Raw genomic sequence first — 17,865 nt, forward strand, 5'->3', positions numbered from 1 at the left:
GGCTTTTTAACCCCTTCCAACTCAGGAAAGAACGTACGTGGTAAAACAGAAATCAACTCTTTCAAGCTCCTTGCTGATTTCCCTCGGCGTTCTTCTATTTTCTCCCAGTACAGTTTCTCTGGCGGCCTCCGATTCCGAATTGCAAGGCGTCAAAGGCGAGATCTCACGCCAGCAGAAATCGCTTTCAACCCAAGAAAAACAGTTGGACGATTTACAAAAGTCACTGAAAGAGCAAGAGCTGGGCATTAACCAACTGGAGAAAGAGATCGCCCAATCGCGTCAGGCGCTCGCCACCTCGCGCGCTAACATTGGGAAATTGGAAGAACGTATCGATGAGTTGGAGACGCAAAAAAAGCGCCAAACCGAACGTTTAGCGGAGCTGCTGCAAACCTACTACGTGACGCAACGTGCCAAGTCGTCCGTTTCACTCCTTAACCAAGGAGTGGAGGAAGATCGCATCAGTCAATATTTTCAATACCTTGCCAAAGCGCGCAGCGAAACTATCTCGCAGTTGGAAACCACCAGCGCTGAATTAGAGCACAGTAAACAGCAAAAATTGCTAGAACAAGGGCAAATCGAAGCACTGCTCAAACAGCAATCAGCGAAACGCGATCAACTGGCGAAAACCCAGTCACAGCGCAAGAAAACGCTTGGTAGCATCCGGCAAAGCATTGCGGATGACAAAAACTATCTGGCAGAGCTACAACGAAACGAAACACGCCTGAAAGCGGAAATTGCCAAAGCGGCCAAACGCAACGCCATTCCTATGGACGGCCTTGAACGGCAAAAAGGCAAGCTGCCTTGGCCGCTCAAAGGGAGCGTGCTGCATAGTTTCGGCACCCGCCAAACCGGGCAGATCAACTGGAAAGGTGTGGTACTTTCGGCCACTTATGGGCAGCAGGTCAAAGCCGTTTACCCGGGAACCGTGGTATTTGCAGAGTACTTACGCGGCTACGGTTTGGTGGTGCTGCTTGATCACGGCAAAGGTGACATGACGCTGTACGGCTACAACCAAGCCCTGCTGAAAAAAGAGGGAGACAAGGTGACCGCTGGCGAAGTGATCGCACTGGCCGGAGACACGGGCGGGCAAAATCGTCCTTCGCTCTATTTCGAGATCCGCCGCAACAGTGAGGCACAAAACCCGAAACACTGGATGGTGCGCTAATCGCTGTCGCACCTCAGCATCCTACCCGTTTTATCTGTCGTAATACGCTTGCAGCAGTTCGATTAAGCGCTCTACCTGATTTTTATCCAAGGCATTAATTCCTGCCGCCGCCGCTCGTCCTCCACCGGTGGCGAACTGAGCACAAATCTCCCCCGCCCCTTGTTTATTGTTAAGTGGCGCACGCAGCGATACGGTGTACGAGTCACCCTGATTGTGCGTGAGCACAGCATGCGCGCGGCTGGGCTCTTGATTGGCGAGCCAGTTACCATACACACCGCTGATGCGACGCGACCACGCACAGTCTGGCAATAAGGTCACCGACACTCGACCGCAACAATAGAGCGGCTCGATCGCTTGTGCCGCAGCCATGTCTTGCTGATACGCGCTTTGCAACTGATAAAAGGCGGAGTTCATATCCGCCAACACATCAAACGGTGAGGCGTAGCGGCTGAGATGTTGGTAAAGGTGGGCGGGATGAAAATGCAGATCGTCAATCTGCTCACCGTAACCGTTGTAGTTGATTAAGGTGCCGAGTTCTCGCAGCTGCGCTTGTTGGGTCGGGCTAAGCCCAGCTTGTTCTGCCAAAGCATTGGCTTTGGCAATCAAATTGTCGCCATAAGCGGCAGTGATGGCCCAATGATGAAAGCGCCCAGCAAGCAGACGGTCAATAATCAGCGCGGTACAAGTATCTGCATCAAGATCGATGTGCGCGTGTAACAAAGCGTGCTGAGGAATTTGGCCAGACTGATGATGGTCGGCGTAAAAAACCTCAGCGCCACTCGCCAGAGCACGTTCGAGACCAAGACGGTTTTTCTCCATCGAGATATCGAGCACCGTCAGCGTGTCGCCTGCTTTCGCCGTCACTTGTTCGAGCAACTGGATATCGCGTTTAACCCCGGTAATCAGCGTCGACGCTGTGGGATGGGCGAAGCGCCATTGCAGCAGAGCAATAATGCCATCAGCATCGCCGTTAAAAATGTCGTAGTTCATCCGTCAATAACATCCCTATCCAATTGATTCTCTGGCGTATTGTTACGTCGGCAATATAAAAGTCAAAGACCATAAAGCCATGAGTCATAGCCTATGGTCATATCAGCACTACGTCTTGTACAGAACTTGTGAAAACTAAACGTGCAGAGCGCGAATCCCATCTTCAAGCAGCAGCAACTGTTCCATGCCTTGTTCGGTGGCAACGGGTTTGACCACGGCCAACATCTGCAACATCCCTTGGCGGACAACTTGTTCTGTGATCGCCACTTTCAGCGACATCGCGGACTGATACGCCAGCCAACTGCTGGCAATCAGATGCAGCGTTCTCACCAATGAGGTCAATTCCGTTTTCTCTAAACTGAGTAGCTCAAGTTCAACAAACTCTTGCATGATCGCCACCAAGTTAGCTTGGAGCTTCTCCTGCACTTGAATGTACTGCTCGTGCAACTGCTCATCACGGGAGAGAATTTCTGGCAAATTGGCGTAAAAGAAACGGTATTTCCACATCAAGGTGAAAATGGAGTCCAAATAGTGCTTCAACAGGGTCAGGCTCTCTTGCTGCCCTTGCACTGGCGCGAATCGCTCAAGTAGCTCCTGCGCGTAGAGAGTGAAAATTTCGCGCACAATTTCTTGTTTATTGCGAAAGTGGTAATAAAGGTTGCCTGGGCTAATTTCAACATGCTCAGCAATGTGATTGGTGGTGATACTCCTTTCCCCATGGCGGTTAAAGAGTTCCAAGGCTCCGTAAACGATCTTCTCACGTGTTTTCATTATTATGTTGTAATCCCTTTCCTAGAAAGATAAGTCGGCGTTGGCGCATCCACCTTTCATACCGAACTGACACGTGCGGCGCGGAAAGAGATCAACGTCCTAGCCGCTTGAGTATATCGATTTCACCGTACGATATCGACAAACGAGGTAGAGCTTATACGTTAGTAAGCCTAGTATAATTCCGCACAGATTGGCCAACAGATCCAACCAGGAAGACTCACGACCAACCAAGCCTTGAACCACCTCTATCCCTGCACTGAAGAGCAGAATGCCTGCCGCCGCGAGGCAGCGGCGTCGCCAAGAGCGAATCAGATAAGCAGCCAAAAGCGAGAAGCAGCAATACGCCGCCATATGCTGCAATTTATCGAGATGAGCCAAGCCACCCCATTGTTGCCAACTGCTGGATGGACGCAATGACAATACGGCAATAACCGCAGCATACAGCAAAAGTAACGCGCATTTTTTTAGCATCTGGCACACTCAAGCAATCGGAAAAGGAAAAGCGGTCACTTGATCGATGTGATCGCACCCCAGCGCCAGCATGATCAAACGATCAACCCCGAGCGCCACGCCAGCACACTCTGGCAGGCCAGATTGCAACGCCGCGATCAAATGGTAATCAATCGGCTGTTCCGCCAAGCCCATCTCAACACGTTTGCGGTTATCTTGCTCAAATCGGCGCAATTGCTCTTGCGCGTTGTCGAGCTCATGGAAACCGTTCGCCAGCTCGATCCCTTTGAAATAGACCTCAAAACGATCCGCCACACGCGGATCGTTTGGGTTGATCTTAGCCAGCGCCGCTTGTGAAGCGGGAAAATCGTAGACAAACGCTGGCACTTGCTGGCCAATTTTTCCTTCGACCCCGATGCTAAACAGCAACTGTAGCAAAGTATCGCGATCTTCTTCTGCCTCGGCGATATCATTCAAGCCTAACCTTGCGGCGACGCTTTTCAGCTCGGCCATGGTTCCTTCCAGTGGGCAAACGCCTAGCACAGTAAAAAACGCTTGCTGATACTTCATGCGTTCGGCAGCACCACATTGCAGTACCAGTTGCAGCAAATCGTCCATTTCATCCATCAACTGATGGTGGTCAAAGCCGACACGATACCATTCGAGCATGGTGAATTCTGGATTGTGATAACGACCATTCTCTTCATTGCGAAACGCTTTGCCGAGTTGATAAATGCAGCCACTGCCCGCCGCTAGCAGGCGTTTCATATGAAATTCGGGGCTAGTCATGAGAAACAGTGGGCTCCCTTGCGCATAGCCGGGCCCGACAAACTGGGTTTGGAAGGTGTGCAAATGCACATCCGTGACGGTCGCATGACTCATGGCGGGCGTATCCACTTCCAGCACATTACGCTGGGCAAAAAATTGACGAATGCGCGCGATAAGCGCAGCGCGCTGGCGCAATTGCGGGATAGAAGCAGTAGGTTGCCAATCAGTCGACATCTTGGGTTACTCATATGGATAGCTAGGGCATGGAAGTTACCAGCTTTTTGCCCCTTTGCAAGCGCTGGCGAGTAAGGTAACAAGCGCAAAATTTACGTAGTACAACACATAAATCGTGCTAGTTCTTCCCCCTGTATTGAGCAGGAAAATTGTCGGCAACATTCGGTTAACACCTTTTTCCGCAAAGGCTTGAGCCGCAAAACCCCTTGGCCGTGATAAGTATCACATAACGTGTAAATTCTATGCTCATATTTGCATTTCCGCTGCAAAAACCTAAATACATCAATTTTTCTCCTGCGCGGCTCTTCTACACTAACCGTACTACTTTTGGGGAATATGGCCCGCCCAGTTTCTCAAGCTCACAATAACAAGCGGATTACCCCGCACTCACACACTGGAGGATAACTGTGCAAACCATTATCACAGATATCGCGGTCATCGGCGCTGGCGGCGCTGGTCTTCGTACTGCTATTGCAGCGGCTGAAGCAAACCCAGATCTGGAAGTCGCACTGATTTCTAAGGTCTACCCAATGCGCTCCCATACGGTCGCCGCAGAAGGTGGCTCAGCAGCAGTTATCAAGGATGAGGATAGTCTGGACAACCACTTCAACGATACCGTTGGCGGTGGTGACTGGCTTTGTGAACAGGATGTTGTTGAATACTTTGTTGCCAATGCAACCCGAGAAATGATCCAGATGGAGCAATGGGGTTGTCCTTGGAGCCGAAAAGAAAACGGGGAAGTCAACGTGCGTCGCTTCGGCGGCATGAAGGTTGAACGGACTTGGTTTGCGGCTGACAAAACGGGTTTCCACATGCTGCACACCCTTTTCCAAACTTCCATGAAGTACTCCAACATCAAGCGCTTTGACGAATATTTTGTGGTCGATCTGCTGGTTGATGAAGGTGAAGTGCAAGGGCTGATTGCTATCCATATGTCAGAAGGCGAACTGGTCACCATCAAAGCCAAATCCGTCGTACTGGCGACGGGTGGTGCGGGTCGCGTTTACCACTGTAACACCAACGGCGGTATCGTAACTGGTGATGGCATGGCGATGGCTTATCGCCACGGTGTGCCGCTGCGTGATATGGAGTTTGTGCAATACCACCCAACTGGCCTGCCTGGCACGGGCATTCTGATGACCGAAGGGTGTCGTGGTGAAGGCGGTATTATCGTCAATAAAAACGGCTATCGTTACCTGCAAGACTACGGCATGGGCCCGGAAACACCGGTTGGCCAGCCGAAGAACAAATACATGGAGCTTGGCCCACGCGATAAAGTGTCACAAGCGTTCTGGCACGAGCAGCAAAAAGGCAACACCATCAAACACCCTCTTGGTGATGTGGTACACCTTGACCTGCGCCACTTAGGTGAAGAGTACCTGCAAGAGCGTCTACCGTTTATTTGTGAACTCGCCAAAGCGTACGTCAACGTCGACCCCGCCAAAGAGCCGATCCCCATTCGTCCAACCGTACACTACACCATGGGCGGTATCGAGACCGATAAAGAATGTGAAACCCGAATTAAGGGCCTGTTCGCCGTCGGTGAATGCGCCTCTGTTGGCTTACACGGCGCCAACCGTCTAGGCTCTAACTCGCTGGCCGAGTTCGTGGTGTTTGGCCGCGTCGCCGGGGAAAACGCAGTGAAACGTGCAGCAGAATTCAAAGGCTGGAACGAAGCGTCGATTGCCGAGCAAGTCAAAGCGGTTGAAGCACGCATTGCGGCACTGATGAACCAAGAAGGCGATGAAAACTGGGCAGACATCCGCACAGAAATGGGTCACACCATGGAAGCGGGCTGTGGTATCTACCGTCAAGAAGATTTGATGCAAGCCACCATCGACAAAATCACTGAGCTAAAAGCACGCTACAAACGCATCAGCATCAAAGACAAAGGCAAGGTGTTCAACACCGATCTTCTCTACGCCATCGAAGTTGGTTACGGCCTAGAAGTCGCCGAAGCCATGGTTCACTCTGCGATTTTACGTAAAGAATCGCGCGGTGCTCACCAGCGCCTTGACGATGGTTGTACCGAGCGTGACGACGTGAACTTCCTGAAACACTCACTGGCCTTCTACCAAGCTGACAATGCACCAAGCATCAGCTACAGCGATGTGAAGATCACTAAATCTCAGCCGAAAGCGCGTCTGTATGGCGAAGCGGCAGAGAAAGCCGCCGCTGAAGAAGCCGCCAAAGCCGCCGAGAAAAATGCAGAGGAGCAAGCATAATGTCAGCCAATCGCATTCAAAAAGTAGACATTCTGCGCTACGACCCAGCAACCGACGCAGAGCCGCACTTTCAAGCCTTTGAAGTGCCATTTGATGACACTATGTCGGTGCTTGATGCACTCGGTTATGTCAAAGACCATTTGGATAAACACCTTTCCTACCGCTGGTCATGCCGAATGGCAATTTGTGGCTCATGCGGCATCATGGTCAACGGCGTACCAAAGCTGGCGTGTAAGAGCTTTTTACGTGACTACCCAGATGGGGTGAAGATTGAGCCACTCGCCAACTTCCCTATCGAGAAAGACTTGATTGTCGATATGACGCCGTTTATTGAACGTCTTGAAGCGATCAAACCTTACATCATCGGTAATGATCGTAAACCTGAAGATGGCACCAACTTGCAAACTCCAGAACAGATGGCGAGATACAAGCAGTTCGCTGGCTGCATCAACTGTGGTTTGTGCTACGCGGCATGTCCGCAGTTCGGCCTCAATCCTGAGTTTATCGGCCCTGCGGCCTTGACGCTGGCTCACCGCTACAACTTGGACAGCCGTGACAACGGTAAAGCTGAACGCATGAAGTTGATCAACGGTGAAAACGGCGCGTGGGGCTGTACGTTTGTCGGCTACTGCTCAGAAGTGTGTCCAAAACACGTTGACCCAGCAGCAGCGGTTAACCAAGGCAAAGTCGAGTCGTCGATGGACTTTGTTATCGCCATGCTAAAACCTGACGGCACACCAAAGAAAGTGGAGGCTTAGGATGAGTAACCGTAAACCTTATGTTCGCGAAATCAAACGCACTTGGTGGAAGAGTCATCCTTTCTACCGTTTTTACATGCTGCGTGAAGCAACCGTGCTTCCGCTGATCCTTTTCACTCTCTTCCTTACTTTTGGTTTGGGTGCTTTAGTGAAGGGACCAGAGGCATGGCAAACTTGGCTGGCGTTCATGGCCAACCCGCTGGTAGTCGCCATCAATATCGTCGCTTTGGCGGGCAGTTTGCTGCACGCGCAAACCTTCTTTAGCATGATGCCGCAGGTGATGCCGATCCGTCTCGGTGGCAAACTAGTGGATAAGAAAATCATCGTGTTGGCACAATGGGCCGCCGTGGCCTTGATTTCGCTGATCGTTCTTGTTGTGGTGTAAGGAGCTTTGACTATGAAACCCAATTATTCCGTAAATACCGCACCGAAACGTTCTGATGAGCCAATTTGGTGGAGCCTGTTTGGTGCTGGCGGTACTTGGTTTGCCATGATCACCCCCGTAACGGTGCTCGTGCTGGGTATTCTTGCCCCGCTTGGCATTATCGATGCGCAAGCGTTAAGTTACGAACGCGTGGTCAGCTTCGCCACCAGCATTATCGGAGCCCTGTTTATCATCGGCACCTTAGCACTGCCGATGTGGCATGCGATGCACCGTGTTCATCACGGCATGCATGACTTGAAAATCCACGCTGGTGTGGTGGGCAAAATTGGCTGCTACGCCTTTGCTGGCCTCATTTCTGCGCTCGCTGTGGTATTTATTTTCATGCTGTAAGGCTATTCCAAGCACACAAATCTAAGCAAACAAATCTAACCAAACAAAAAGCTGGCGATTTCGCGCCAGCTTTTTTCTATCTGCTCCCTTTAAGAGCTTTTGACCACCAATGATCTTATTACTTCACCACCTGCTTGGTTTGCTCCATCAAGCCGAGTGCCCCAAACCCAGTGATGACATCTAGGTTAGTTTTCAGACCACTTTCATCGCTACCACCAATGTAGTTCTGTGGCATCTGCACTTGGAAGTTTTGCAAGTTGTTGTAGAGCGAGTTCGCGACATCGCGATTGAGCTCGGCCAAGTAGACTTCTCGGTTTGCTCCCAGTGCCGCATATTTGGCTTTTAGCACTTCCGCTTCTGCACGCCCTTTTTCCAATATCGCTTTGGCTTCAAACTCCGCCGACAAGGCATTGGCCTTTTGAATAGCGAGGTTCGCTTCCGCTATTGCCAGCTCTTTCTCTTTTTCAACTTCGGCCAAACGCTTGGTCTTTTCTACCTCAACAATTTCTCGTTCTGCAATTTGACGCGCCACTTCGACATCTTTTTGCTGAGAGATAATCGCCAACTCTTTTTGACGCTGTGCATCTTGCACTTCGCGAGTACGTTGGATCTCTTTGCGCAACTGCTCCGTTTCGGCTTGTGCTTTGGAGGTTTCTTGTTCCTGAATAGCCCGAATGCGATCGGCCACTAAGCGCTTTTTATCGGCTAATAGCTGATCAAGTTGTTTTTCCGGCTGCGGATCGCCAATCGTCACCTGAGTCACTTGAATGCCATACTGCTGCAGTGGGTTATCCTGACGAATTGGTTGGCCTGTCTTGTCTAACACAGGCACGGTTTTCCAAACCAACTGGTTGGTACGTTGTAGTTGGTTGGCGTTGGATTGGTCCACACCCACAGGCGCCAGATCCAACTCCTCCACTTCCACCTGACGACGCTCAGTCAAGTAGATCCCTTCACGCAGTTGATCGCCCAATTTTGACTTGAACTGGTTCAGCCCGCCTTGAAAGAACTCTTCGCCCGTATACTGGGTTGCAGTGATCACCGTGACGTTGCGCGCGTTTTTAACCAACAGCGCATCGATCAAATTACTGTTGTTGCGAAACTCGCGGTGCATCTTGATCAAAGCTTCAGGATCGGTGCTTAATTTAAAGCGAAACGTCACCGGGATCTGGCCGATATAGGTATCAGCAAAACGCACTTGCACCGGGTCGAGCCGCTGGTAAAAATCTTCGCCAGTGTTGTTGCCAAATGACACCGTAATCACTTGGTCGTACTGGGTGATCTTCGACAAAAAAGGCATGCGAAAGTGAATGCCTGGTTCCGTGAATACATCCAGCTCACCAGTAATGTTATTTTGATGAACGTAGCTGTATCCGGCATCGGTCATCAATACCGAGCTGTTGATAGTCAGAGTGACGGCCAACAGAGGCAGACCGAACACCGCCGCTTTCATGCCACGACGCAGCAACTGGCGGCGCTCTTCTACTTTCAAACTGGATCCTATGCTTGGATTGTTCATTATAATTCTCCTGTTGTGGTTGTTTAATGAGATAAAACTAAATAAACCAAAGTGTTATCTTACTCACTCAACAACGAGGACAAATGTAACAATTATTTACACGTAGAAATAGTCGAAAGATTCATAAAAATAATTAACTTTTTCCGAATATTGGACGAGGTTATTATTTTCGACAGAGATTAAAAAAGGCCGCCGAAGCGACCTTGATCTAATGTGAACAGTTATTTTACACGACCAACGTATTCACCGCTGCGAGTGTCCACTTTGATCACTTCGCCGATTTGGATGAAGAGTGGAACGCGAACAACCGCACCAGTTGATAGCGTCGCTGGCTTGCCGCCTGTGCCTTGAGTATCGCCTTTCAGGCCAGGATCGGTTTCAGTCACTTCCAGTTCAACGAAGTTTGGCGGTGTCACCGCGATTGGGTTACCATTCCACAGAGTCAGCATACAGCTGTTGTTTTCCACCAACCACTTCACGCTCTCACCAACCGCTTTCGCATCAGCAGCAATCTGCTCGAAGGTTTGATTGTTCATAAAGTGGTAGAATTCGCCGTCTGAATAGAGATAATCTAGGTCGATATCCATAACGTCTGCGACTTCACAGGTGTCGCCAGACTTAAATGTTTTTTCTAGCACTTTACCAGAAAGAAGTTTACGAATTTTAACACGGTTGAATGCCTGACCTTTACCCGGCTTCACGTATTCGTTTTCTAGAATTACGCAAGGCTCGCTGTCAATCATAAGTTTCAGACCGCCTTTAAATTCATTGGTGCTAACTGTAGCCATTTTTTCCTCTTACGTTCTTAGAGCTAAATTCAATGCCGCATATAATAACCCGAAAAGTCGAAACTGTTGAGCAAAACTGGCTCAAACAGCTAGCGAATGGGATCTCAGATCCGACAAGCTTGTTGCAGATGTTAGAGATCGATCCCGCGCCGTGGCAAGCAGGGTTTGCGGCGCGCAAGCTGTTCGCACAGCGCGTTCCCCGCAGCTTTGTCGCCAGAATGGAAAAAGGCAACCCGCACGACCCTTTGCTTAGACAAGTGTTACCACTGAGTGACGAGTTTGAGGTTCACGAAGGCTTTTCTCATGATCCGCTTGAGGAGCAAGGCAACGAGATCCCCGGCCTGCTGCACAAATACCGCAATCGCGCGCTGATGATTGTCAAAGGTGGCTGTGCGATCAACTGCCGATACTGTTTTCGTCGTCACTTTCCATACCAGGAAAACAAGGGCAACAAATTCGCTTGGCAGCGCAGTTTGCAGTACATCGCCGAACACCAAGAACTCAATGAAGTCATTCTCTCCGGTGGCGATCCACTGATGGCGAAAGACGATGAGATCCAATGGCTGGTTGAACATATTGCCGCTATTCCTCACATTAAACGGCTGAGAATTCATAGCCGCTTGCCCGTCGTCATTCCAGCGCGAGTGACAGAGGAACTGTGCCAAGCACTGGCCAGTACACGCCTGCAAGTGATTTTGGTGACTCACATTAATCACGCCAACGAAATCAACCATGAACTCACCACACAACTTGCCAAGCTCAAACAGGTTGGCGTGACACTACTTAACCAAAGTGTGCTGCTTAAAGGGGTCAACGATACGGTGGATGCGCAAGTCGCGTTGAGCGAATCGCTGTTTGATGCTGGTATTTTGCCCTACTACTTGCATGTTTTGGACAAGGTGCAAGGAGCGGCTCATTTCTTTGTTGACGACCAACAAGCGAAGCGCATTATGCACGGAGTCATTACGCGTGTTTCCGGTTACTTAGTGCCGAAATTGACACGTGAAATTGGCGGCCGGCCAAGTAAAACACCGCTCGATTTGCATTTAGAGTAATTGTCGTTACCAACAAAAAGTTTTGTTCGATCTCATCGCGCCCAATACGCATACTCCGCGAAAATTGCGGGGGTAGCATGCAAGAGACTTTAGACACTTTTCTGAATATAGAACCATTTAGCTGGCCGGCCTTACTGTGCTGCGCGCTCAATGGCGTTCTTATTGGCGCGGAGCGTCAGACACGCGGTAAACCCGTCGGTATCCGTACGTCGATTCTGATCATTTCCGGTACCTACTTCTTTATGTCGATGGCGGTGTATCTCTCTCCCAACACCTTAGATCAAGCGCGCGTGCTTGGGCAGATCATTACTGGCGTTGGCTTTCTTGGCGCGGGGGTGATGATGACGCAAGATGGCAAGATCCACGGCGTCACGTCCGCCGCCGTGATTTGGGTGCTGGCTTCTATGGGGATGATGATCGGGCTGGGTTTGATGCACCAGTCAGTGCTGATCACGTTACTCGCCTTGGCAGTGCTACTCGGTGTCGATAAAGCCGAAAACCGCATTCAAGCACTGCGCCGCGGAGTACATCAAAAAATTCAACAGCGAAGAAGTTCTTCCCGCCTGATTAAATAAATTGCGCGCTGCGTCATAAGAAACCCCGGATCATGTCCGGGGTTGTTTTTTTGGCTAGTAATCAACGTTGCCACCGCTCGACGGAAGCGAAGCGCTTATTTAACGAAGTGCTTATTTAACGAAGTAGTTACTTCGCGAAGTTGATCAGCGGGAAGCAAGGGAAGAAACCGTTGTCGGCACAGTTAATCAAGCCGATCTGCACGCCTTCAATCTTCGCCGTTTTGTTGAACACACCGACCTGAACGGTTGAGGTGTCAGAGAAGTTCGCCGCGCCCACATCCACCATCGTATTACCTTCGGAGTAGTTGACAAAACTCACGTTGGCCCCTTTCACATCGTTAGTGATGTTCACTGCGCCAACGTTGGCACCCGTGGTTTTTCCGGTATTCCAGTTAAAGAAACCAAGCGATGCACCTGTCATCTCTTGATTCACTTTTGATGCGCCAAAGAAACCCAAGTTTACCCCTGTGGTACGATCGGTTTCTGAAAGACCAACCACCGCTACATCAACCCCTTTCAACTCTTCGACCTTACCGTAGAGCGCCGCCAAACGAACACCGGATACGGCATTTTCATCTGGCGCATTGAAGTTATTAAGCGAAGAAAACATTACCGGAGTTGCCGCCATCGCTGTTGTTGAGCTCAGCGCTACCACCGCCATTGCGATTACACTCTTTTTCATTTTTCGTCTCCACTGATCACTACTGATTGACTGAAGGGTCGTTTTTTATACCCAGAATGCGATGATTATGAACGACGTTCAATAAAGACAGGTCATTGTATTGTAAAAAATGATATAGCTAGAAAATAGGTAGGATAAAAAACAAAACCATAAAAATCATTTGGTTATATACAGTTCAGATCTCTAGCGTTCTTTTTCATCGTCAATAAAGCGTAAAATATTCTGCGCTTTACGCCAATGTTGGATGGATTTCAGGCAATAAAAAAGCTGAGGATCGCTCCTCAGCTTTTCTCATTTAGGCTTAGTGCCGTGGGATGATTACATCATGCCCATGCCACCCATACCGCCCATGCCACCCATATCTGGCATGCCTGCATCTTTTTGAGGTAGGTCTGTCACCATCGCTTCCGTGGTGATCATCAGGCCGGCAACTGAAGCGGCGAACTGCAGCGCAGAACGAGTTACTTTAGTTGGATCTAGGATACCCATTTCCAGCATGTCGCCGTATTCACCCGTTGCCGCGTTGTAGCCGTAAGAGCCTTCACCCGCTTTCACGTTATTTGCCACAACCGATTCTTCATCACCCGCGTTTTTGGTGATTTGGCGAATTGGCGCTTCCATCGCACGTAGTGCTACGCGGATACCCACGTTTTGCTCTTCGTTGTCACCTTTCAGGTCAACCAGTTTAGAGGCCACACGAATCAGTGCAACACCACCGCCAGCAACCACGCCTTCTTCAACCGCAGCGCGAGTCGCGTGCAGTGCGTCTTCTACGCGGTCTTTTTTCTCTTTCATTTCCACTTCAGTGGCGGCGCCTACTTTGATAACCGCAACACCGCCCGCTAGTTTAGCAACGCGCTCTTGCAGTTTCTCTTTGTCGTAGTCTGAAGTCGCTTCTTCGATTTGCTGACGAATCTGTACCACGCGACCTTGGATCATCGCTTCCTCACCCATACCATCGATGATGGTGGTGTTTTCTTTGGTGATAGACACGCGTTTCGCTTGACCCAAATCTTCCAGCGTCGCTTTTTCCAGCTCAAGGCCAACTTCTTCAGAAATCACCGTACCGCCAGTTAGGATCGCGATGTCTTGTAGCATCGCTTTACGACGGTCGCCGAAGCCAGGCGCTTTAACCGCAGCGACTTTCACGATGCCACGCATGTTGTTGACAACCAGAGTTGCCAACGCTTCACCTTCTACGTCTTCAGCGATGATCAGCAGTGGACGTGATGCTTTGGCTACGGCTTCTAGAGCAGGTAGCAATTCACGGATGTTAGAAATCTTTTTATCAACCAATAGGATGAATGGGCTTTCCAGCTCTACGCTGCCCGCTTCTTGGTTGTTGATGAAGTAAGGAGATAGGTAACCACGGTCAAACTGCATGCCTTCAACCACGTCCAGTTCATCTTGCAGCGCTTGACCTTCTTCAACCGTGATCACACCATCGCGACCCACTTTTTCCATCGCTTCGGCGATGATTTTACCCACACTTGAGTCTGAGTTGGCAGAGATAGTGCCCACTTGCTCGATTTCAGTGCTGGTAGAGCAATCTTTAGAAAGAGCTTTCAGCTCGATAACCGCCGCTGCTACCGCTTTGTCGATACCGCGCTTTAGATCCATCGGGTTCATGCCCGCAGCAACGGCTTTTAAGCCTTCGTTGACGATCGACTGTGCCAACACGGTCGCTGTTGTTGTACCGTCACCCGCCACATCGTTCGCTTGTGAAGCCACTTGCTTCACCATTTGTGCGCCCATGTTCTGGAACTTGTCTTCCAGCTCGATTTCACGCGCCACAGACACACCATCTTTGGTGATGGTTGGGGCACCGAACGATTTGTCCAGTACTACGTTACGGCCTTTAGGACCTAAGGTCACTTTTACCGCATCAGCCAGAATGTTGACACCTTCCAGCATTTTTACACGTGCGTCATTACCAAATTTAACGTCTTTAGCAGCCATCTTTTATTTTCCTTCTAAATTCTGTTTTTTAGTTCGTTGTGATTCAGAATGAATTACTCAACGATTGCCATGATGTCGTTCTCAGACATGATCAGAACTTCTTTACCGTCGATCTTTTCCGTTTTGGTGCCATAGCTTTCGGCGAAAATCACGGTGTCACCAACTTTTACGTCCAGCGGCTGCACAGAGCCGTTTTCAAGGATGCGGCCTTTGCCAACAGCCAGAACGACGCCGCGAGTTGACTTCTCTGCAGCAGAACCAGTTAAAACGATGCCACCAGCTGACTTAGATTCAACTTGTTGGCGTTCTACGATAACTCGATCATGTAACGGACGAATATTCATCGGTCGTCTCTCCTGAAAAATTCCATGTGTGATTTGATAATTGCCCTAAAGCAGGGCTCTAGGCCTAGTGGTATCTATATAGGGGGCGATCGTGACGATCCCAAGGGGCACGGGTGAAATTTTTGTGATTGAGTTAAAAGTTCACACAGTCCAGCAAAGGATTGCGTCGAAATCCCTGACTCGCTGCTGGCAAGGATTTCTTGTATCCTTGCCATTTTCCACTCAGTGGTCGCTAATATGCTCGATAAACACGGGTTACTCACCGCCCCTATCGCACTCACACTACGCAAAATGACCATTCCGATGATCTTCGGCATGGTAGCGATCCAGATGTTTAATTTGGTGGACACCTTCTTTGTTTCCTTGCTCGGCACCCAAGCACTCGCGGCGATCAGCTATACCTTTCCAGTAACGTTTGCGGTGAACTGCATCACTATGGGCATCGGCATCGGTCTTTCCACCAGCATTGGCCGATTGCTTGGTCAGGGCGATGCCAATCAAGCCGCGCGCTTCACCAGCCACGGTTTGCTATTGGCCGTTGCGCTGGTTGCTCTTGCCTCTACGCTTGGCTTTTTCACGGTGGACCCCCTATTTACGTTACTTGGCGCGCAAGACGAACTCATCCCGCTAATCGCTCAGTACATGCATGTCTGGTATCTCACCATTCCACTGTTGGTCATCCCGATGGCTGGCAACAGCGCGATTCGCGCTACGGGGGATACCAAAACGCCCGCCAAGATTATGATGCTGGCCGGACTTATCAATGGCGTTCTCGATCCACTGCTGATCTTTGGCATTGGTCCATTTCCAGAGCTCGGCATTCAAGGCGCAGCCATTGCCAGTGCGTTTAGCTGGTTCGGCGCCTTGTGCGGCTCGTTCTATGTATTGATTAAACGAGAAAAGCTGCTAGCGGCGCCAAAATGGCAGCGCATTGGCGAAGATTGCCAGCAGATTCTCAGAGTGGGCACACCTGCAGCCTTATCCAATGCAATGAACCCGCTGTCGGGTGCGCTATTAATGATGATGCTCTCCAGCCACGGCACCGCTGCCGTAGCTGCTTACGGCGCAGCGCAGCGCATTGAGTCGATCTTGATTCTGGCGTTGATGGCACTGACATCGTCCCTGACACCGTTTATGGCGCAAAACCTCGGGGCGAAAAATCCGCAACGCGCCTTTCAAGGACTGTTTGTCAGTATGCGTTTTTCAGTGCTCTTTCAAGGGCTGGTGTTTTTAATGATGGTACCACTGAGCATTCCACTTGCCAGCCTCTTTTCGCAGGAACAGAGTGTGCGCGATCTCCTGTGGCATTACTTGTTGGTGGTGCCAGCCAGTTACGGCTTTCTCGGCATTATTATGATGTTGGTCAGCGGCTTGAACGCCATGCATGAACCACTAAACGCGTTTCGCTGGAGCTTTATGCGTCTGTTTCTCTTTACACTGCCCGCAGCTTGGCTTGGCAGCCAGCTCTACTCCATTGAAGGGCTGTTCGTTGGGATTGCGCTGGGCAATTTAGCCGGTGGAATTTGCGGGTATCTGTATGCGTTGAATAAACGCAAAACGCATTTACAACTCAGTGAAAACAGCCAATGAAAAAGGCCGCGTGATGACGCGGCCTTGTTTTATGGTTTCAAACTATTTTTAGAACAGCTCTTCGGCTACCTTGAACAAATCATTGCGCGCTGGGCGCTTCATGTTCTCAATTGCATCGATGATATCGTGATGCACAAGCTGCTCTTTAACGATGCCCACACAGCGGCCACCGTGACCTTCCATCAGCAGATGTACAGCGTAGTTACCCATGCGAGAAGCAAGAACGCGGTCAAACGCTGTTGGTTTACCACCACGCTGAATATGACCCAAAACGGTCGCGCGTGTTTCACGTCCTGTACCCGCTTCGATCTCTTTCGCCAATTGGTTGGCATCCATCATCAGCTCGGTCAGCGCGATGATCGAGTGTTTCTTACCTTTCGAGATGCCATCTTTAATGTTGTTGATCAGCTTCTCTTTATCTAAGCCCGTTTCTGGCGTGATGATGTACTCACAACCACCGGCAATCGCTGACATCAGCGTCAAATCACCACAGTGGCGACCCATGATTTCAACAATCGAAATACGCTGGTGAGAAGATGAAGTATCACGCAGACGGTCAATCGATTCGATCACTGTGTTCAGCGCAGTTAGGTAACCAATAGTGTAATCCGTGCCTGCAATATCGTTGTCGATTGTGCCTGGCACACCGATACATGGGTAACCCATTTCCGTCAGCTTCTTCGCGCCCATGTACGAACCGTCACCGCCGATCACCACCAGCGCATCAATGCCGTGAGCTTTTAGGTTTTCGATCGCTTTTTCACGAACAGCCACTTCTCTAAATTCACGGAAACGTGCCGAACCGAGGAAAGTACCACCACGGTTGATCACATCAGAAACGCTTGAACGATCAAGAGGCTTAATGCGGCCTTCGTAGAGGCCAAGGTAACCGTCATAGATACCAAACACTTCAAGGCCTGCACCCAATGCTGTACGAACCACGCCGCGGATTGCCGCGTTCATACCTGGGGCATCGCCACCACTTGTCAAAACACCGATCTTTTTAATCATGCTCACCCTCGATCTTTGGCAATCAATATTTAATTTTTCTTTATCGCAGCTGGTAATCAGCTACCTAAATAATGGGAAAATCTGTCTGCAATGTTACATTTCCTCGACAGGAATACCAACGAAAACACACAAATTTATGTAACTTTTCTACTTATGTAAGAGTATTACAGTTTTTCAGTAAAACTTTGTTGATTCATATCAGGATC

Annotated in this window: 18 protein-coding genes; 8 read left to right on the forward strand and 10 right to left on the reverse strand. The window is 50.0% G+C overall.

The genetic code is table 11. The features are described from left to right. The first annotated feature begins 37 nt into the window (after window positions 1-37). Window positions 38-1,165 (forward strand): murein hydrolase activator EnvC family protein, encoded by a 1,128-nt coding sequence (locus tag EA26_RS19515; RefSeq protein WP_039431254.1) that lies wholly within the window; start codon window positions 38-40, stop codon window positions 1,163-1,165. A gap of 30 nt (window positions 1,166-1,195) precedes the next feature. On the opposite strand, the gene EA26_RS19520 is transcribed toward EA26_RS19515, so the two are convergent. The 4 genes from EA26_RS19520 to epmA form a co-directional block, all read right to left on the reverse strand. Continuing rightward, entirely contained in the window at window positions 1,196-2,155 is a 960-nt protein-coding gene (locus tag EA26_RS19520; protein ID WP_039431256.1) for a DHHA1 domain-containing protein, read from the reverse strand. A gap of 135 nt (window positions 2,156-2,290) precedes the next feature. Then, window positions 2,291-2,926, reverse strand: a complete 636-nt coding sequence (locus tag EA26_RS19525) for a TetR/AcrR family transcriptional regulator (protein WP_039431258.1) — start codon at window positions 2,924-2,926, stop codon at window positions 2,291-2,293. A 99-nt stretch (window positions 2,927-3,025) separates the two neighbouring features. After that, window positions 3,026-3,397, reverse strand: coding sequence for a VanZ family protein (locus EA26_RS19530; protein WP_039431260.1), 372 nt, complete (start codon window positions 3,395-3,397; stop codon window positions 3,026-3,028). A 9-nt stretch (window positions 3,398-3,406) separates the two neighbouring features. Beyond that, complete coding sequence (epmA, locus tag EA26_RS19535) at window positions 3,407-4,378, reverse strand: elongation factor P--(R)-beta-lysine ligase (protein WP_039431262.1); 972 nt, start codon at window positions 4,376-4,378, stop codon at window positions 3,407-3,409. A gap of 407 nt (window positions 4,379-4,785) precedes the next feature. Between epmA and frdA the strand changes: the two genes are divergently transcribed. Genes frdA through frdD form a run of 4 tightly spaced genes read left to right on the forward strand, consistent with a single transcriptional unit; the run spans window position 4,786 to window position 8,136 of the window. Continuing rightward, window positions 4,786-6,603, forward strand: a complete 1,818-nt coding sequence (frdA, locus tag EA26_RS19540; protein ID WP_039431265.1) for a fumarate reductase (quinol) flavoprotein subunit — start codon at window positions 4,786-4,788, stop codon at window positions 6,601-6,603. Beyond that, a complete protein-coding gene (locus EA26_RS19545; protein ID WP_039431267.1) occupies window positions 6,603-7,361 on the forward strand; it encodes a succinate dehydrogenase/fumarate reductase iron-sulfur subunit in 759 nt (252 codons plus the stop codon). Before frdA ends, EA26_RS19545 begins: the two co-directional genes overlap by 1 nt. Window position 7,362: 1 nt before the next feature. Then, complete coding sequence (gene frdC, locus EA26_RS19550; RefSeq protein ID WP_039431270.1) at window positions 7,363-7,746, forward strand: fumarate reductase subunit FrdC; 384 nt, start codon at window positions 7,363-7,365, stop codon at window positions 7,744-7,746. A 12-nt stretch (window positions 7,747-7,758) separates the two neighbouring features. Then, window positions 7,759-8,136: a fumarate reductase subunit FrdD gene (frdD, locus tag EA26_RS19555; RefSeq protein WP_039431273.1), complete on the forward strand. Its 378-nt coding sequence runs from the start codon at window positions 7,759-7,761 to the stop codon at window positions 8,134-8,136. Between the two features lie 118 nt (window positions 8,137-8,254). On the opposite strand, the gene EA26_RS19560 is transcribed toward frdD, so the two are convergent. Further along, window positions 8,255-9,655 carry an SPFH domain-containing protein gene (locus tag EA26_RS19560; protein ID WP_039431274.1) on the reverse strand — a complete coding sequence of 467 codons (1,401 nt, stop codon included), beginning with the start codon at window positions 9,653-9,655 and terminating at the stop codon, window positions 8,255-8,257. Between the two features lie 221 nt (window positions 9,656-9,876). Beyond that, window positions 9,877-10,443 (reverse strand): elongation factor P, encoded by a 567-nt coding sequence (gene efp / locus EA26_RS19565; protein WP_039431277.1) that lies wholly within the window; start codon window positions 10,441-10,443, stop codon window positions 9,877-9,879. 32 nt (window positions 10,444-10,475) lie between these two features. Here efp and epmB point away from each other — a divergent pair, with 32 nt between their 5' ends. Together epmB and EA26_RS19575 are read left to right on the forward strand one after the other, a co-directional pair. Continuing rightward, complete coding sequence (gene epmB, locus EA26_RS19570; RefSeq protein WP_039431280.1) at window positions 10,476-11,498, forward strand: EF-P beta-lysylation protein EpmB; 1,023 nt, start codon at window positions 10,476-10,478, stop codon at window positions 11,496-11,498. 77 nt (window positions 11,499-11,575) lie between these two features. Next, window positions 11,576-12,073, forward strand: coding sequence for an MgtC/SapB family protein (locus EA26_RS19575; protein ID WP_039431282.1), 498 nt, complete (start codon window positions 11,576-11,578; stop codon window positions 12,071-12,073). 127 nt (window positions 12,074-12,200) lie between these two features. On the opposite strand, the gene EA26_RS19580 is transcribed toward EA26_RS19575, so the two are convergent. The 3 genes from EA26_RS19580 to EA26_RS19590 form a co-directional block, all read right to left on the reverse strand. Beyond that, a complete protein-coding gene (locus EA26_RS19580) occupies window positions 12,201-12,755 on the reverse strand; it encodes a VC2662 family protein (RefSeq protein WP_039431285.1) in 555 nt (184 codons plus the stop codon). Between the two features lie 318 nt (window positions 12,756-13,073). Continuing rightward, a complete protein-coding gene (gene groL, locus EA26_RS19585) occupies window positions 13,074-14,714 on the reverse strand; it encodes a chaperonin GroEL (RefSeq protein WP_039431288.1) in 1,641 nt (546 codons plus the stop codon). A gap of 53 nt (window positions 14,715-14,767) precedes the next feature. Next, window positions 14,768-15,058, reverse strand: a complete 291-nt coding sequence (locus EA26_RS19590) for a co-chaperone GroES (protein ID WP_039431291.1) — start codon at window positions 15,056-15,058, stop codon at window positions 14,768-14,770. Between the two features lie 237 nt (window positions 15,059-15,295). Between EA26_RS19590 and EA26_RS19595 the strand changes: the two genes are divergently transcribed. Beyond that, window positions 15,296-16,648: an MATE family efflux transporter gene (locus EA26_RS19595; protein ID WP_039431716.1), complete on the forward strand. Its 1,353-nt coding sequence runs from the start codon at window positions 15,296-15,298 to the stop codon at window positions 16,646-16,648. A 48-nt stretch (window positions 16,649-16,696) separates the two neighbouring features. Here the strand turns inward: EA26_RS19595 and pfkA are convergent, their stop codons facing one another. Next, complete coding sequence (pfkA, locus tag EA26_RS19600; RefSeq protein ID WP_039431293.1) at window positions 16,697-17,659, reverse strand: 6-phosphofructokinase; 963 nt, start codon at window positions 17,657-17,659, stop codon at window positions 16,697-16,699. Window positions 17,660-17,865: the final 206 nt, after the last annotated feature.

Origin of the sequence: Vibrio navarrensis (genome assembly GCF_000764325.1) — a bacterium.
Classification (GTDB): domain Bacteria; phylum Pseudomonadota; class Gammaproteobacteria; order Enterobacterales; family Vibrionaceae; genus Vibrio; species Vibrio navarrensis.